Genomic DNA, 16631 nt, shown 5'->3' on the forward strand with positions numbered 1-16631 from the left:
GCCCGCGATGAGGACAGAGCTGACACCGCAGATTGCGGGTCTTTAAAGTTGTTGCGCCAACACCTCAACCTGTTCTTGGCGCTCCCCCTGACTCAACTTCGAATTCGGATTAAGCGACGACCACTGCGGATGCGCCCGCGCCTTGTTCAGCGCTTCGGGCAGTTTGCCTTCGCGCCAGGTTTTGTCCTGTGGTGTGGCGACCTGAATGCTGTCCATCGCCGCATGCCCACGCTGGTTCAGGGCTTGCAGCAATTGCCGCTGACGCAACGCCAACAGCCGTAGCACGCCGTCGTCGACGGTCAGTTCTCGCTGGCCTTTGATCTTGCCCAGCAAACGGCTGCCGTAACTGCGAGCGGTTTGCAGGGCGCCGCCGGCAATCGCTCCAGCCAGTGCCGCGGCGCCGAGGGTCAGGCCGCCCACCAGCAGATCGACCCCGGCCCCGGCCGCCGCGCCAGCCGCGATGCCGCCTCCGACCCGCACACCGAGCTGCTTCAGGGTTTCCGGGTTGAACAGGTCATCGCCCCAGCGGCCATCGAGCAGCGGCAAGTCACTGGCCGCCGCATCTTGTGGGCGGAAGGCGTAGAGCTTGAGCAAGGCCTCGACGCAGCGTTGTTCGCGCTGACGCACCGCTTTGCGCAGTTCGCTGATCGCTTGCTGTTCCTGCGCCGCCTCGCTGACCACACTGCGACGACAGGCGGCGCAATCGATCAATAAATCGGCAATCAGCCGCGCTGCACTCTGCTGACGGGCCAGGCGTTGGGCCTGCTGATCAGCGATCAAGCGCTCCAATTGTTCGCGGGCGTTTTCCAGCAGCAGCGCGAGGCTTTCGTAGAGTCGACGCTCGCCATCTTCCGGTGGCGCGACGCTGTCGAAACGCACCAAGGCATGTAAACCGAGACGCGCCAGGGCTTCGCGCCAATCAGGTTCGCGATGCTGGGCGCTGCTGACAAAATTCAGCACCGGCAACAGCGGTTTGCCGCAACTGGCCAACACTTCCAGTTCGTCGCGGTACTTGGCCAGCACCGGCTCCCGGGCATCGATCACATAGAGCCCGGCGTCCGAGGCGAGCAGTTGCCGCAGCACCTTGGCTTCTTGTTCGAAGCGCTGTCGGGCTTCGCTGCCCTCAAGGAATCGTGCCAGTCGTGCCGGACCGTCAAGGCGTTCGCCGGGGCGTTCCAGGCGCTCGAGGTAGTCGAGCAGGGCGATGGCGTCTTCCAGGCCCGGAGTGTCGAATAGATCAAGCAATGGCTCGCCGTCTACCGACAATCGCGCGCCTTCGACGTGCCGCGTGGTGCTGGGGCGATGGGACACTTCGCCGAAGCCGACGTCTCGCGTCAGCGTTCGCAGCAACGAGGTTTTGCCGACATTGGTGTGGCCGACCACGGCGAGCTTCAAGGGCTGTTTCCAGGCATCAGTCATGACCCGTCTCCAGCCAGTTCAACGGCGCGCAATCGGCGAACGGCAGGTCCAGTTGTCGTAGCGCAACATGCCAGTCGCCCAGGCGTTCGGCATCCAGCGCTTCGCCGGGCGGCGCTTGCAACAACCACACACGGGTGGCGGTAGCGCTGCGAGACAGTTCGGCAATCAGCGCCAGACTGCCACGGTCCGGCGAACGCCGTGGATCGCAGGCGATGGCCAGCCGGGCCGGGGGAAAACGACTCAACTGTTCGAGCAGTTTGTGCCGGGATTCGCGGCTGTCGAGGACGCCAGCGTTGTTGACGTTTTTCGGCAACTGCGGCGGCCAGGCGCGTTGGTCGTCCAGCTCGATGGCCACCAATAGCGAGCCATCGCTTTGCAGATCGCTGGCAGCGCTTTCAACCCGATGAAGTTGTTCTGGCGCAGCATCGCTGATGCCCAGGCGTTCGCTGGTGGGCATCAGCCGTTCGCGCAGTTGGGCGTAGCCGGGCAGGTTCAAATCCAGATGCAGGGCTGCTTGACCGGTTTTCCAGCGCCACAGGCAGAACAATGCGAGCAGCAATCGCGGCAAAACACCGTACACCAGTAGCACCCCAACCACCCACGCCGCCCAGGCCTGTCGGGCACTTTCGATGTTCAGCGCAGCATCGCCGCTGGCGCGGATCATCTCCACGCTGGGCACACTGAAACCGAGCAAGGCCGGCAGGGCGCCGAGGGCTTGGGTCATGGCGACGAAGGTGTCGCCACCGAGAAGGGTGGTTTCCCAGACGAAGCCGTAGCGCCGGGTCGCCATCAGCGTCAGCACCATTACCAAGGCGCTGAGCATCGCCAGCAACCACAACCCGTTGACCAGCACGCCCAGCGCCCAGCGATTGAGTTTCTGCCGTTGCAGCAACAGCAGCAGGGCCGGCGCCAGTTGCGCGGCGTTGGCATCGCGGGCGAGTTTTTCACTGAGCCACAACCACAGGCGTCCAAGGGCGGCGCCTTGTTCTCCGGCGAACACCAGGCCCAAGGCCCAGCTCAGCAATAGAATCAGGTTCAGCCCGAGCAGACTGCCCAACGCCCAGAACACATTGACCGGGGTCTGGCCGTCGCCCAGCGCGGCAAACGCCAGGCCGGCGCCGCTGATCACGGCCAGAACGGCCAGTACGATCAGCGCCAGTCGCGCGCCTTGCAGCCAATGTTTGAGGGCGTGGGTCTGTCCGTCGCGCTCGGCCAGCCACAGGGCGCGGCGTTGAATGCGCGTCGGCAGGTCGCCGCCGGCGCTACGGGCGATTCGATTGGCTTCCAGATCGTCCAAGGGGCCGGCGTGTTCTTCACGCAGACGTATGGTTTCACTCAGCCAGAGGTTTTGCAGGGGCGTCAGTTCAGTCACGCGGCTTCCCGTCGCTTAATTGAGCGGTGAGCATAACCGCTGTGACGCTTATCGGGGTAAGGGAGGCTCTGGTATCCTCGCCGACATGACTAAATCACTCCCCCTCAGCCTGATCGCAGCCCTCGGTGAAAACCGTGTGATCGGCGTCGACAACAGCATGCCCTGGCACTTGCCGGGGGACTTCAAATACTTCAAGGCCACCACCCTCGGCAAACCGATCATCATGGGTCGCAAGACCTGGGATTCCCTCGGTCGTCCGCTGCCGGGCCGGTTGAACATCGTGGTCAGCCGTCAGGCGGATCTGCAGCTGGAAGGCGCGGAGGTTTATCCGTCGCTGGAGGCAGCGGTGGTTCGCGCGCAGCAATGGGCGAACGAGCAGGGCGTCGATGAGGTGATGCTGATTGGCGGGGCGCAGTTGTATGCGCAAGGGTTGGCACAGGCTGATCGGCTGTACCTGACGCGTGTGGCGCTGAGCCCGGAAGGGGATGCGTGGTTTCCGGAGTTTGATTTGAACCAGTGGAGGCTGGTGTCGAATGTTCCGAATCCGGCGGAAGGCGACAAGCCTGCCTACAACTTCGAAGTGTGGGAAAAAGCTTAAAAGCATCGCGGGCAAGCCCGCTCCCACAGTGATCAAGGTGGAACACAAATTGTGTAAACACCAAAAAACCTGTGGGAGCGGGCTTGTCCGCGAAGAGGCCTGCTCAGACGATGAAAATCTTAAGCCTGCGCCAACGCCCCATGCTCATCCGCATCCAGCAGCTCTTTATCGGTCTGCTGCATCATCTGGCTGGTAATCGCACCCGCCGTGATCGAACCACTCACGTTCAACGCCGTACGACCCATATCAATCAGCGGCTCAACCGAAATCAGCAACGCCACCAGTGACACCGGCAAACCCATGGCCGGCAGCACGATCAACGCGGCGAAGGTCGCGCCGCCACCAACCCCGGCCACACCGGCCGAACTCAGCGTCACAATCGCCACCAACGTCGCGATCCACAGCGGGTCCAGCGGGTTGATGCCCACGGTCGGCGCGACCATCACCGCCAGCATTGCCGGGTACAGACCAGCACAACCGTTCTGGCCAATGGTTGCGCCAAACGAAGCGGCGAAACTGGCGATGGACTGTGGAATCCCCAAACGGCTGGTCTGAGCTTCGATGCTCAGTGGAATGGTGGCGGCGCTGGAGCGGCTGGTGAAGGCAAACGTCAGCACCGGCCAGATCTTGCGGACGAAGCGCAGCGGGTTGATCCCGGCCACCGACACCAGCACACCGTGCACCACAAACATCAGACCCAGGCCGATGTAGGACACCACCACAAAACTGCCGAGCTTGATGATGTCTTGCAGGTTGGAGCCGGCGACCACTTTGGTCATCAGCGCCAATACGCCGTACGGGGTCAGCTTCATCACCAGACGCACCAAGCGCATCACCCAGGCTTGCAGGGTGTCGATGGCGTTGATCACTTTCTGACCTTTCTCGACATCATCCTTAAGCAGTTGCAACGCTGCGACCCCAAGGAACGCGGCGAAGATCACCACACTGATGATCGATGTCGGCTTGGCGCGGGCCAAGTCGGCGAACGGGTTTTGCGGGATGAACGACAGCAGCAGTTGCGGCACATTCAGGTCTGCGACCTTGCCCGCATAATCGCTCTGAATGGTTTGCAGGCGGGCCATTTCCTGGGTGCCGGCAACCAGGCCTTCGGCGGTGAGGCCGAACAGGTTGGTCAGGCCGATGCCTATCAGCGCCGCGATGGCGGTGGTGAACAGCAGCGTGCCGATGGTCAGGAAGCTGATTTTGCCCAGCGACGAAGCGTTGTGCAGGCGCGCCACGGCACTGAGGATCGAGGCGAACACCAGCGGGATCACGATCATTTGCAGCAACTGCACATAACTGTTGCCCACCAGATCGAACCAGCTGATCGAGGCTTTCAGTACCGGGTTACCGGCACCATAAATCGTGTGCAGAGCGACACCAAATGCCACGCCCAGTACCAGCGCGAGCAGAACCTTTTTGGCCAGGCTCCAGGTGGTGTGACGGGTTTGCGCCAGGGCAAAGAGCAAGGCGAGGAACACCAGCAGATTGAGAATCAGCGGCAGATTCATAGAGGCTCCATAGACTTGTGCCAGCCACCTTCGTGTGTGACTGCGAACCGGCAAGCCTAACAGCTTGATATGTAATGATTTAATATCAAAAACAGCGGTTGACTGTCGTTTTTGGAATAAGCCGATGCCGCTGTGAGGAATGCAGTTGGCGGAATCAGGATGCAAGCGGTCGCGGGCAGGCGGGGACTGTCATACAGATTTGTTAGCGTCGATATCTTTGAATCAGGGAGAAACGCAGATGAAGCTCGCACCGAAATTTCTGGCTGCCGTATTCTGCTTGGGCCTTGCCGGCCAGGCGTTCGCTACGGACCTGAAACACTGGCCAGCCGATCAGGCCAAGGCGCTGGACGCGATGATCGCGGCCAATGCCAACAAAGGTAACTTCGCGGTGTTCGACATGGACAACACCAGTTACCGCTACGACCTCGAAGAGTCCTTGTTGCCGTTCATGGAAAACAAGGGCCTGATCACCCGCGAGAGCCTCGATCCCTCCCTGAAACTGATCCCGTTCAAGGACACCGCTGACCATAAGGAAAGCCTGTTCAGCTATTATTATCGCCTCTGTGAAATCGACGACATGGTTTGCTATCCATGGGTCGCCCAAGTGTTTTCCGGCTTCACGCTTCAGGAGCTCAAGGGCAACGTCGATGAGTTGATGGCGTCTGGCAAACCGGTGCCGAGCACTTATTACGATGGCGACGTGGTCAAGACCATCGACGTCAACCCCCCGAAAATCTTCACCGGTCAGAAAGAGCTCTACAACAAGCTGATGGAGAACGGTATCGAGGTCTATGTGATGACCGCCGCCTCCGAAGAGCTGGTGCGCATGGTCGCCTCCGATCCGAAGTACGGCTACAACGTCAAGCCGCAGAACGTGATCGGCGTGAGCCTAATGCTCAAGGACCGCAAGACCGGCGAGTTGACCACGGCACGCAAGCAGGTCACTGCCGGCAAGTATGACGAGAAGGCCAACCTGGGCCTCGAACTGACCCCGTACCTGTGGACCCCGGCCACCTGGATGGCGGGTAAACAGTCGGCGATCCTGACGTATATCGATGAATGGAAAAAACCGGTCCTCGTGGGCGGCGACACCCCGACCAGCGATGGCTACATGCTGTTCCACAGCGTCGACGTGTCCAAGGGCGGTATCCATTTGTGGGTCAACCGCAAAGACAAATACATGACCCAGATTAACGGCATGATGGCCAAAAACGCAGCAGCCCAGGCGAAAGAAGGGTTGGCGGTGACGGCGGACAAGAACTGGGTGATCGTCAAGCCGGAAGAGATTCAGTAAGACCGAGCTGCTGCCAGACTCACTCTCAAAGGCCACATAGCACAAATGTGGGGGCGGGCTTGCTCGCGAAGGCGCCATAACATTCAACATCAATGTTGTCTGTCAGACCGCTTTCGCGAGCAAGCCCGCTCCCACAGTTGATTCGGGTTGCCTGAAATGTTTGTGATCGGCACATGCAAAAAAATGCCCCGCACTTGGCGGGGCATTTTTTTGTTCGACGGTTAAGTATTACAACCCGTCGAGCATCGCCTTGTTACGTACCGCACCCTTGTCGGCGCTGGTGGCCAACAGGGCATAGGCTTTGAGCGCCGTGGTCACTTTACGTGGGCGCACTTCCACCGGTTTCCAGCCTTTCCTGTCCTGCTCGACACGGCGCGCGGCCATTTCTTCATCGCTGATCAATAGGTTGATCGAGCGGTTCGGAATGTCGATCAGTACCTTGTCGCCATCCTGTACCAGACCGATCGCGCCGCCAGCAGCGGCTTCTGGCGAAGCGTGGCCGATGGACAGGCCCGAAGTGCCGCCAGAGAAGCGGCCGTCGGTGAGCAGGGCGCAGGCTTTGCCCAGGCCTTTGGATTTCAGGTAAGACGTCGGGTAGAGCATTTCCTGCATGCCCGGGCCGCCTTTCGGGCCTTCGTAACGGATGATCACGATGTCGCCGGCCTTCACCTCGTCGGCGAGGATGCCGCGTACGGCGCTGTCCTGGCTTTCGAAAATCTTCGCGTTGCCTTCGAAGACGTGGATCGACTCGTCGACGCCGGCGGTTTTCACCACGCAACCGTCCAGAGCGATGTTGCCGTACAGAACGGCCAGGCCGCCTTCTTTCGAGTAAGCATGTTCGACACTGCGGATACAGCCGTTTTCACGGTCGTCGTCCAGGGTTTCCCAACGGGTCGACTGGCTGAACGCGGTTTGCGTAGGGATGCCCGCCGGGCCGGCCTTGAAGAAGTGATGCACGGCTTCGTCGGTGGTCTGGGTGATGTCCCACTTGGCGATACCTTCGGCCATGGTCTTGCTGTGCACGGTCGGCAGGTCGGTGTGCAACAGACCGCCACGGGCCAGGGAGCCGAGGATGCTGAAGATCCCGCCGGCACGGTGCACGTCTTCCATGTGGTACTTCTGGATGTTCGGCGCGACTTTGCACAGTTGCGGCACATGGCGGGAGAGACGGTCGATGTCGCGCAGGTCGAAATCGATCTCGGCTTCCTGGGCCGCGGCCAGCAAGTGCAGGATGGTGTTGGTGGAACCGCCCATGGCGATGTCCAGGGTCATGGCGTTTTCGAACGCCTTGAAGTTGGCGATGTTGCGCGGCAACACCGACTCGTCGTTCTCGCCGTAGTAACGCTTGCACAGCTCGACAATGGTGCGGCCGGCCTGCAGGAACAGCTGTTCGCGGTCGCTGTGGGTGGCCAGGGTCGAACCGTTGCCCGGCAATGCCAGGCCCAGGGCTTCAACCAGGCAGTTCATCGAGTTGGCGGTGAACATGCCGGAGCACGAACCGCACGTCGGGCAGGCGCTACGCTCGTACTCGGCGACTTTCTCGTCGGAGGCGCTGGAGTCGGCGGCGATCACCATGGCATCGACCAGGTCGAGACCGTGGCTGGCGAGTTTGGTCTTGCCGGCTTCCATAGGGCCGCCGGATACGAAGATCACCGGGATGTTCAGGCGCAAAGAGGCCATCAACATGCCGGGGGTGATCTTGTCGCAGTTGGAAATGCAGACAATGGCGTCGGCGCAGTGGGCGTTGACCATGTATTCGACGGAGTCGGCGATGATCTCGCGGCTCGGCAGCGAATAGAGCATGCCGTCGTGGCCCATGGCGATGCCGTCATCCACGGCGATGGTGTTGAATTCTTTGGCGACGCCGCCGGCCCGTTCGATTTCGCGAGCGACCAGTTGCCCCAGGTCCTTGAGGTGCACATGACCCGGTACGAACTGGGTAAAGGAGTTGGCAATGGCGATGATCGGCTTCTTGAAGTCGTCATCTTTCATCCCCGTGGCGCGCCACAGTGCGCGGGCACCGGCCATGTTGCGGCCGTGGGTGGATGTTTTCGAGCGGTAATCAGGCATGAAGCACTCCGGGCGGCTAATCAGGTATCAAAAGGGGAAGTGAGCTTCTATTGACGTCTGGAACACTCAGAAATGGCCGTGTGTCCGGAAGTTGCCGATAACTTTGCGGGATCGCCGCGCGCTTCAGCTTGAGCTCATAAACCCGCCGGGGGATGAATGGCGATGAATCTCGCGATTCTACACCGCTGGCGTCAGGAGGGAATGCCGGAAAGCGTTGATCCAGCGCCGATGAAGCGTATGGGGTGACGATCGGCGGGGTTATTCGACGCTTGGACTGGCTCTTGGGCTTTTGGCTCGTTGATTGATACGACTGTTGAGCGCCAGCGCCACGCTACTCAGAATGACGAAGCTGTATCCAAGGGTGGATTGCAGGTTGGCCGGCCCCAAGCTGATGAGCGCACTGATCAACCCGCCGCAGATGAAAATCACCGTGCTGCCGGCCGACGCCGAGGTTCCCGCACTTTCAGGGAACAGGCTCATGGCTTTGGAGGTGGCGGCCGGTCGGGCAATGGTGGTGCCGGCGGTGCAGATGAGCATCGGTACCAGGACGGTGACCGATGACAATGCAACGTGGTTTGAAAGGTAAAGCATGATAAGACCGGACAGCAGGATCAGGCTCAACCCGCTGATGATCTGATGACGGGGACTGATGCGTTTGCACAGCACAATCGCAGCCATGCCGCCGACGATGTAGGCGCCGCCGTATACCAGCAGGATCAGCGAGTAGTCATAGGCCGATAACTGGAGTTGGTCCATGAAGATCAGCGGCGAAATCACGATGAATGAGAAATGGCAGGCGAAAGCAAAGCCTGAAATCAACCAGTAGGGCAGGAAGTCGGCATCACGCAGGACCCCACTGTAGGACTGGAGGATATTCGGCCGCGCGCGGGTTGCTGCCGGGCGGGTATTGTCGAGAAACAGCCAGGCTTTGAGCAGTACCACGCCGGCCAGTGCGGTAAATACCCAGAAGCTGCCCTGCCAGCCCAGCGTGGCCTGCAGGAATGTACCGGCCAACGGCGAGACGGAGATGAAAATGCCGGTGGCGGTGACCATCAGGATCCGCAACCGGTCACGTTCCTCACCCTCGAACAGATCCTGAATCAGTGCTTGTGACAGCACGAAACACCCGCAGCCGAGCGCCTGAATGACACGCAGCAGCAGGAAATGGACATAGTCCGTGGTCAGTACGCAACCCACCGCCCCCAGCATCGAAACGGTGATTCCGGCGAGCAACAATCTTTTGCGTCCGATCACATCCGACAGCGGCCCGATCAGCAGTTGAGAGGCGGCGATGCCGACGGCAAACAGACTGACCGACAGCGCAACGTCGGCGGACGTGCTGCGAAAGTGTTCGGCGAGTGCAGGGAACGAGGGAAGCAGGACATCCAGCGGGAATACGCCAAGCAGCACCATTGGCAACAACAGGCTGACCGCCCCACGACGCTGTCTGGCGGTTGCCGCAGAATGTCCTTCATTCATCGATAAGTCCTGCCTTCATGAACAGCTGCTGGTTGTATGGCAGGGCGAAGAATCCGGCTTTTTTCAAAGCATCAAGCGTCGCGCCACTGCCGGATCGCGCACGCTGAAGGGTGGCTTGGCGGCTAGTCAGGTCTCCGAGAATCTCTGTGACAGCGGTCTCGTCGATCCCCGCGCTGTGCAGGCTTTCCCGCATCCATCGCTCATCGGCTTCGAAGAAAATCCGGACGATGCTCAGCAGCAGCCTGCTGGCGAACGTGCGTTGATGGCTGTTCAGGGTCAACCACAGGTAATGGAACACTTCAGAGAAATAGCGGCTGTGAAGCGCCTCGTCCGAGAGATGGTCCCTGAGCATTGCCTGAACGCTGGACACCAGGTCGTCACGGCAGATGTCGAGCAGATCCTTGGCAATGATCGTCTCCGACACGAACCCGACGAGAAACCAGGCCAGTGCCTTGTTTTTTTCAGGTGTGCGGTCGAGCAAGGTGTTCAACCGCGTGATGCGGTGAGGCATGACCGGGCGCGGACTGATCCCGTAAACCCCGGCAACCTGCTCGGCAAGGCTGTTGGAGAACAGCGCGTGATAACCCTCGTCGGTATAAAGCTGAAGTGCGGCGGTCTTCATCCGCGGGGGGACGCAGGCTTTCAGTTCACCGTGGATGATGGTTTCCACGGATCGGTTGACGATGCGGTGTTCGAGCAAGGTGGTGTAGTCGAGGAAATACACCAGATGATTGGCCGACAGCCGATGGATGACGGTTTGTCCCAGCGCTTCGATAGCCGGGTGCTTCAGGTAAGCGAGGAAGGCCGGAGGAAACCAGTGGCGTGTTTCCAATTGTTGTTCCAGGTCTGGCGGCAATAGATAGTCGTGCTCGCTGGTTCGCACCGACGCGCGGGTATTCCAGTCGCCGAGGGTGAAACGCCGCGCCCAGGAAACGGGAAGCTCCGACGGCTCAATGATGGCATTCATTGCGCCAGCTCCTGGCTGCTGAGCAACGCCTTCAATTCCTCGCACATCACCTGGCCGTCGCTTTTGCCGCAGCCGACAAAAAACAACGGTTGCTCCGCACTGTCCTCAAGCCCCAGTAAAGCCTCGACCTGATCATCTGCCAGCGCGCCTGTCAGCCAGGTGTTCAGTCCCAGCGCAGTGGCCACCAGCTGGAATGTCTGGGAAATGTGCCCCGCCTCCACGAAGGCCATTCTGTAGGCTCGCGAGTGTTCATACTTCCACCACAGCTTGTCGAATCGACTGGTGATGAACAGGCCCACGGGCAGGTTATTGATGAAGTGCTGCCCACACAGCAATTGCCCCAGTGGCGAATCAAGTGCCGGGTTGACGAAACTCAGTGCGTGGTCGACGGGATGATAGGCGTAGAACCCGGGTTCAAGGCCGCTGACGTTTTGTACATGAAGAAAGCCTTCGCAGGCATTCAGCCCGCCGCCGGACGGGCTGCTGCGTCGGGCACCGAGACCTTCGACAATGGTTTCGTCGACGTCATTTTCGCGTTCATGCAAGTAGCCCAGGGACAGGTAAAGCAGTGTGCCGACATCTTTTAGCGAAACCGCTTCATCCGTGAAGGTGCGGCAGGTTTTTCGGCCGATCAGGACGTTGGCAAGGGAGCTCTCCGGCAGGCAGGAGGGTTTTGGCAGGGCAATCAGCTCGCGTGCCTGGCGTTCTGTGAGCCTGGTGCCCGGCGCGGGTGCGGTCAGTACTTCGGTGCAATGGTCCAGATAGTGCCTCGACCATTCATGAATGTTCTGAGGGACATGTTCGCAGGGAATGTTCTTGGTGCCGATATGAAATATCTTCGACAGTTCATCCCAACCCCATTCAATAGTGTCTTGTATTGAATGGGTCAATATTCCGGAGTTCAGAAGTTGAGTGTCTATTCTGTTGCTGTCGTCATACAGTTTTGGGTTGTTGATAAGTTGTGCAAGCCGGGTTGAATATTCCAGGTTAAGTTCAAATTGTTTATGGTTTTTGTAATCCCAGACTATTTGGCCGGGCGTACGAGGAAGTATGAACAAGTATGGGTTTATCTGCATGATGGACGGTTCGCTCTGGACATAGCTATAGAAAACGCTGGGTAGCCGGCACTCCCCAGCGTTTCATTTACTTAGCGGGTTTTTGGCGCAACCAGAAAAGCCAGGTTGGCGATTTTGTTTGCTTCCAGAGTAATTGCTTTCATGTTTTTGACTCCTTGTCATTGATAGTGAGTGTCACTTCGCGGTGACAACTCAATCATAGGCTGTAATGAGCCCTTATCAAGGGGGTATTAAGTAGGAAGGTTCTAGTAATTTTGTCGGAGCGATCTGACGGTAGGCGCAAGTTTGTAAGTTATATCCTTTTAAATAAAGGATGCAGGGAAACGTCCTGCAAGTCAGTAGGACCGCAAGAGTAAGAAGCGAGACAGAAGTTTGGATGTCGTGGCGTTGAAACGGCTGACGGAGAGCCTGTTGGCTCCCCGTCAAACCAGCGTACTCAGCTGTTTGGCAGCAGACGGCAGGTGATGCTCTTGATGTAGCGAGTCTCGGCAATCGCTGGGTGTACCGGATGATCCGGGCCCTGACCGCCGCGTTCCAGCATCTGGATGTTGCGGTCCAGGTGACGGGCGCTGGTCAGCAGGATGTTCTGCAAATCGTCTTCCGGCAGGTGCATCGAGCACGAAGCGCTGACCAGGATGCCGTCCTTGCTAAGCAGGCGCATGGCTTGCTCATTCAGGCGACGGTAGGCGCCTTCACCGTTTTTCATGTCTTTCTTGCGTTTGATGAAGGCAGGAGGGTCGGCCACGATGACGTCGAAACGCTCTTCGCTGGCTTTGAGCTCCTTCAGGGCTTCGAACACGTCGCCTTCGATGCAGGTCATTTTTTCGGCGACGCCGTTCAGTGCGGCATTGCGCTCGACGCCGTCGAGGGCGAAGGCCGAAGCATCGACGCAGAACACTTCACTGGCGCCGAACGCCGCCGCTTGCACGCCCCAGCCGCCGATGTAGCTGTACAGGTCGAGTACGCGCTTGCCTTTGGCATAAGGGGCCAGGCGCGCACGGTTCATGCGGTGGTCGTAGAACCAGCCGGTTTTCTGTCCCTGGATGACTGGCGCTTCGAATTTCACGCCGTTCTCTTCCAGAGCAACCCATTCCGGCACCAGGCCGAATACGGTTTCGACGTAGCGGTTGAGGCCTTCGGCATCACGGGCAGCGGAGTCGTTCTTGAACAGAATGCCGCTTGGCTTGAGCACTTGGGTCAATGCCGCGATCACGTCATCTTTGTGAGCTTCCATGGTCGCCGAGGCGATCTGGACGACCAGGATGTCGCCGAAACGGTCTACCACCAGGCCTGGCAGCAGGTCGGAGTCGCCGTAGACCAGGCGATAGAACGGCTTGTCGAACAGGCGATCGCGCAGGGACAGGGCAACGTTCAGGCGATGCACCAGCAGCGACTTGTCCAGCGGCAACTTGATGTCGCGCGACAGCAGACGGGCGCAGATCAGGTTGTTCGGGCTCATGGCAACGATGCCCAGCGGCTTGCCGCTGGCGGCTTCGAGAATCGCCTGGTCGCCGGCCTTGAAACCGTGCAAAGGCGTAGCGGCTACATCGATTTCGTTGCTGTAGACCCACAGGTGGCCGTTTCGCAGGCGACGGTCGGCGTTGGCTTTAAGGCGCAGGCTAGGCAGGGACATGACGTCGCTCCGGAAAAAAGAGCGGGAGTATAGCGTGTTGCGCAAGGGCTCGGCTTGGCGGATGGACATGCGGTGAGGGGGGCTGCAACTTGTGGGAGATTCTATGGTTGAGGGGAAGCCCTCAACCGGCTTTGGGTTGATATTCGCTCTGTCCTTTCAGCAGGGCGAATACGACCCGAGCCAGCTTGCGAGCCAGCATTACCAGCGCCTGAGTGGTGCTGAAACCCCGCGTTCTTTGTTCTTCGTAATACCCTTTCCAGGCTTTCGTACGGCTAGCCGACATCGCTGCATTGTGCAGAAGCCGGCGGGCCTCGGGGTCGCCGCGCTTGGTCAAACTGCGGCGAGCGTCCTTCTGTCCTGATTTCGCCACCCGTAAATCCATGCCCAGGAAGGCGATAAATGCATCCGCGTTTCTAAAATCTCCTCGCTGAAATGCAGTTATCAAGCGGGCCCCAGTCAAAAATCCAATACCCTCAACTTTCAGGCAGCGCTTCAATTGACCGAGCAAACCAGCTTCTTTGAGCTGATCGTTGATCGTCTTTTCGATCAGCGTCTCAAGCTGCTGCATGGACTTCACTTGCTCGGCAAAAGCCGCCTTGAGCAGCGGTTCATTCGACCAGCTCTGCACCAGGCCGACCCTGGCCTGGACCAAGGCTGCGCGACGGCGGAAAAGGCTCAGGAGCTGGCGGTACAGCGGTGAGGGCGGGGTCCAAGGACGCAACTCCTCGGCTTCGTTCTTCAGGTAACGAGCCAGCAGCTTGGCATCCAGGGCGTCGGTTTTGGCACGGATCTTCACGCCTTCGCGATAATGTTTGAGTTCATAGCCTCCCACCATGTAAATCGTGCAACCGGCCTCATAGGCCAGATCAGCGAAGTCCAGGTGGTAAATGTTGGTCGCCTCAATGGCAATAGCCACCGTCCCCGACAACGCCTTCAGCCACTGCTTGATGGATGTTCTGGTGTTGGGAATCTCTTCAAGAAAATCACCATCAGACTGATAAATCACCAGTTCATTCTTGGCGACATCCACACCTACGATCGGTTTTGATAGAGAGACCGGCATTGCCACAGGATTTCCTCCGGGATAAGGTTTGAGCACTTGAAGGGCTCACCCAGAGGCGCAGGCTTGTTCCTATCGTCGGTCTAGCCAGATGCATTCTTTATCGGCGCTTGGGTGAAAGGAGGAGGGGCGAAATCTCCCACGGTCTGTACTGCGTCAACAGTCAGAATCGAGCCTTGTCCCTCCTCCTCCCTTCAAGTCCTACCATACAAGCGAGCCTGCTCGCGATGACGGCAGTACTTTCAACATCAATGTTGGCTAATCCGACGCTATCGCGAGCAGGCTCGCTCCCACAGGAAGTGCATTTGTTCTGGGCAATAAATGAAATTTCGGCGACATAGCTGCGAGTGTGTCGGATCCATCTTTTTAAGGGTTAGAATCCCCGCCTGACCCGGAGTGTGTACTTATGTCCCAAGAGTTGACGACCGAACAGATTCAACAGTCCTTGCAAGGCATCAGTGTGCCGCCCCAGCCGCAGATCATGGTGGATCTGCAGATGGAGCAGTACATGCCCGACCCGGATCTGGAAGTGATCGCGAAGCTGATCTCCCAGGACCCAGGCCTTTCCGGCGCCTTGCTGAAAATCGTCAATTCGCCGTACTACGGCTTGAGCAACAAGATCACCGCAATCCAGCGGGCAGTGAATCTGTTGGGCAGCCGCTCGATCATCAACCTGATCAATGCGCAGTCGATCAAGGGCGAGCTGAACGACGATGCCATCGTCACCCTCAACCGTTTCTGGGACACGGCTCAGGACGTGGCGATGACGTGCCTGACCCTGGCCAAGCGTGTCGGTGTTCAGGCCGGTGATGAAGCCTATGCACTGGGCCTGTTCCACGATTGCGGCATCCCGTTGATGATCAAGAAATTCCCCGACTATATGAAAGTGTTGGAACAGGCCTATGCCAATGCCAGTGCCGAATGCCGGGTGGTGGATACCGAAAACAAGCAATACAACACCAACCATGCCGTGGTCGGGTATTACACCGCCAAGTCCTGGCGCCTGCCGGAACATGTCACCCAGGCCATTGCCAACCATCACAACGCCCTGGCCATTTTCAGCGATGAATCGTCGCGCAACACGCCGCTGAAAAACTTGCTGGCGATCCTGAAGATGGCCGAACACATTTGCGCCTCCTTCCGGGTACTGGGCAACCAGTCCGAAGACTACGAATGGAACAGTGTCGGGCCCCTTGTGCTCGATTACATCGGCCTATCGGAATACGATTTCGAAACCCAGAAACAAGAGATTCGCGACCTCGCCACGCGTTGAGTGTCGAACCTCGCCTGATTCGAGAGCCCCATGCCTGAACTGCCGGAAGTCGAAACCACCCGCCGCGGGATTGCACCGCACCTGGAAGGCCAGCGCGTCAGCCGGGTGATCGTGCGTGAGCGCCGTCTGCGCTGGCCGATCCCCGAAGACCTGGATGTGCGGCTGTCCGGTCAGCGCATCGTGCTGGTGGAACGGCGCGCCAAGTACCTGCTGATCAACGCCGAAGTCGGCACGCTGATCAGTCATTTGGGGATGTCGGGCAATCTGCGGCTGGTGGAAGTCGGCCTGCCGGCGGCCAAGCATGAGCATGTGGACATTGAACTGGAATCGGGCCTGGCCCTGCGCTACACCGACCCGCGACGCTTTGGCGCGATGCTCTGGAGCCTCGACCCGCTTAATCACGAACTGCTGATTCGTCTCGGGCCGGAGCCGTTGACCGACCTGTTTGACGGCGAACGTCTGTTCCAGCAATCCCGCGGGCGTTCCATGGCGGTCAAACCGTTCATCATGGACAACGCGGTGGTGGTCGGCGTCGGCAATATCTACGCGACAGAAGCGTTGTTTGCGGCCGGTATCGACCCTCGCCGTGAAGCCAAGAGCATTTCCCGGGCGCGCTATTTGAAGCTGGCGATCGAGATCAAGCGCATCCTTGCCCTCGCCATCGAGCGCGGGGGCACCACGTTGCGGGACTTTATCGGTGGCGACGGTCAACCGGGTTACTTTCAACAGGAACTGTTCGTGTACGGCCGTGGTGGTGAACACTGCAAGGTCTGTGGCACAGGGCTGCGGGAAGTCAAGCTTGGGCAGCGCGCCAGCGTCTTTTGTCCGCGCTGCCAGAGCTGATACCGGCTACGGTCTATAGTCAGTGTTCTCACTGCC

Annotated in this window: 13 protein-coding genes; 4 read left to right on the forward strand and 9 right to left on the reverse strand. The window is 59.2% G+C overall.

The genetic code is table 11. From position 1 onward, the window contains the following. Window positions 1-42: 42 nt before the first annotated feature. On the reverse strand, window positions 43-1419 hold the full coding sequence (locus AB7M26_RS07145; protein WP_429388478.1) for a GTPase/DUF3482 domain-containing protein: 1377 nt from the start codon (window positions 1417-1419) through the stop codon (window positions 43-45). Further along, window positions 1412-2791: a DUF2868 domain-containing protein gene (locus AB7M26_RS07150; RefSeq protein ID WP_429375885.1), complete on the reverse strand. Its 1380-nt coding sequence runs from the start codon at window positions 2789-2791 to the stop codon at window positions 1412-1414. The genes AB7M26_RS07145 and AB7M26_RS07150 overlap by 8 nt, the downstream gene beginning before the upstream one ends. A gap of 85 nt (window positions 2792-2876) precedes the next feature. Between AB7M26_RS07150 and AB7M26_RS07155 the strand changes: the two genes are divergently transcribed. Next, window positions 2877-3389 carry a dihydrofolate reductase gene (locus AB7M26_RS07155; RefSeq protein WP_123500295.1) on the forward strand — a complete coding sequence of 171 codons (513 nt, stop codon included), beginning with the start codon at window positions 2877-2879 and terminating at the stop codon, window positions 3387-3389. Window positions 3390-3508: 119 nt separating this feature from the next. Here AB7M26_RS07155 and AB7M26_RS07160 read toward each other — a convergent pair whose 3' ends face one another. After that, window positions 3509-4900, reverse strand: a complete 1392-nt coding sequence (locus AB7M26_RS07160) for an L-cystine transporter (protein ID WP_429375886.1) — start codon at window positions 4898-4900, stop codon at window positions 3509-3511. 238 nt (window positions 4901-5138) lie between these two features. Here AB7M26_RS07160 and AB7M26_RS07165 point away from each other — a divergent pair, with 238 nt between their 5' ends. Next, entirely contained in the window at window positions 5139-6194 is a 1056-nt protein-coding gene (locus tag AB7M26_RS07165; protein WP_123500293.1) for an HAD family hydrolase, read from the forward strand. Between the two features lie 228 nt (window positions 6195-6422). On the opposite strand, the gene ilvD is transcribed toward AB7M26_RS07165, so the two are convergent. The 6 genes from ilvD to AB7M26_RS07195 form a co-directional block, all read right to left on the reverse strand. Continuing rightward, complete coding sequence (ilvD, locus tag AB7M26_RS07170; RefSeq protein ID WP_123500291.1) at window positions 6423-8264, reverse strand: dihydroxy-acid dehydratase; 1842 nt, start codon at window positions 8262-8264, stop codon at window positions 6423-6425. Window positions 8265-8522: 258 nt separating this feature from the next. Then, window positions 8523-9743, reverse strand: a complete 1221-nt coding sequence (locus AB7M26_RS07175) for a multidrug effflux MFS transporter (RefSeq protein ID WP_123500289.1) — start codon at window positions 9741-9743, stop codon at window positions 8523-8525. Continuing rightward, a complete protein-coding gene (locus tag AB7M26_RS07180; RefSeq protein ID WP_123500287.1) occupies window positions 9736-10710 on the reverse strand; it encodes a diiron oxygenase in 975 nt (324 codons plus the stop codon). Before AB7M26_RS07180 ends, AB7M26_RS07175 begins: the two co-directional genes overlap by 8 nt. Further along, a complete protein-coding gene (locus AB7M26_RS07185; RefSeq protein WP_123500285.1) occupies window positions 10707-11786 on the reverse strand; it encodes a SagB family peptide dehydrogenase in 1080 nt (359 codons plus the stop codon). Before AB7M26_RS07185 ends, AB7M26_RS07180 begins: the two co-directional genes overlap by 4 nt. Before the next feature lie 436 nt (window positions 11787-12222). Beyond that, a complete protein-coding gene (locus tag AB7M26_RS07190; RefSeq protein ID WP_007897847.1) occupies window positions 12223-13419 on the reverse strand; it encodes a class I SAM-dependent rRNA methyltransferase in 1197 nt (398 codons plus the stop codon). A 121-nt stretch (window positions 13420-13540) separates the two neighbouring features. Then, window positions 13541-14482, reverse strand: a complete 942-nt coding sequence (locus AB7M26_RS07195; protein WP_123501455.1) for an IS110 family transposase — start codon at window positions 14480-14482, stop codon at window positions 13541-13543. Window positions 14483-14939: 457 nt separating this feature from the next. Between AB7M26_RS07195 and AB7M26_RS07200 the strand changes: the two genes are divergently transcribed. Both AB7M26_RS07200 and mutM read left to right on the forward strand, forming a co-directional pair. Next, window positions 14940-15752: an HDOD domain-containing protein gene (locus AB7M26_RS07200; protein ID WP_185022240.1), complete on the forward strand. Its 813-nt coding sequence runs from the start codon at window positions 14940-14942 to the stop codon at window positions 15750-15752. A gap of 30 nt (window positions 15753-15782) precedes the next feature. Continuing rightward, the gene (gene mutM, locus AB7M26_RS07205) at window positions 15783-16595 is read left to right on the forward strand and encodes a bifunctional DNA-formamidopyrimidine glycosylase/DNA-(apurinic or apyrimidinic site) lyase (RefSeq protein ID WP_008068069.1); all 813 of its coding nucleotides are present in this window, start codon (window positions 15783-15785) and stop codon (window positions 16593-16595) included. Window positions 16596-16631: the final 36 nt, after the last annotated feature.

The organism is Pseudomonas sp. F-14 TE3482 (assembly GCF_053629455.1).

Excerpts from the sequence above, each read along its gene's own strand:
- AB7M26_RS07145 (WP_429388478.1), bottom strand. The coding sequence starts at position 1,419 with ATGACTGATGCCTGGAAACAGCCCTTGAAGCTCGCCGTGGTCGGCCAC.
- AB7M26_RS07155 (WP_123500295.1), top strand. The coding sequence starts at position 2,877 with ATGACTAAATCACTCCCCCTCAGCCTGATCGCAGCCCTCGGTGAAAAC.
- AB7M26_RS07160 (WP_429375886.1), bottom strand. The coding sequence starts at position 4,900 with ATGAATCTGCCGCTGATTCTCAATCTGCTGGTGTTCCTCGCCTTGCTC.
- AB7M26_RS07165 (WP_123500293.1), top strand. The coding sequence starts at position 5,139 with ATGAAGCTCGCACCGAAATTTCTGGCTGCCGTATTCTGCTTGGGCCTT.
- ilvD (WP_123500291.1), bottom strand. The coding sequence starts at position 8,264 with ATGCCTGATTACCGCTCGAAAACATCCACCCACGGCCGCAACATGGCC.
- AB7M26_RS07175 (WP_123500289.1), bottom strand. The coding sequence starts at position 9,743 with ATGAATGAAGGACATTCTGCGGCAACCGCCAGACAGCGTCGTGGGGCG.
- AB7M26_RS07180 (WP_123500287.1), bottom strand. The coding sequence starts at position 10,710 with ATGAATGCCATCATTGAGCCGTCGGAGCTTCCCGTTTCCTGGGCGCGG.
- AB7M26_RS07185 (WP_123500285.1), bottom strand. The coding sequence starts at position 11,786 with ATGCAGATAAACCCATACTTGTTCATACTTCCTCGTACGCCCGGCCAA.
- AB7M26_RS07190 (WP_007897847.1), bottom strand. The coding sequence starts at position 13,419 with ATGTCCCTGCCTAGCCTGCGCCTTAAAGCCAACGCCGACCGTCGCCTG.
- AB7M26_RS07195 (WP_123501455.1), bottom strand. The coding sequence starts at position 14,482 with ATGCCGGTCTCTCTATCAAAACCGATCGTAGGTGTGGATGTCGCCAAG.
- mutM (WP_008068069.1), top strand. The coding sequence starts at position 15,783 with ATGCCTGAACTGCCGGAAGTCGAAACCACCCGCCGCGGGATTGCACCG.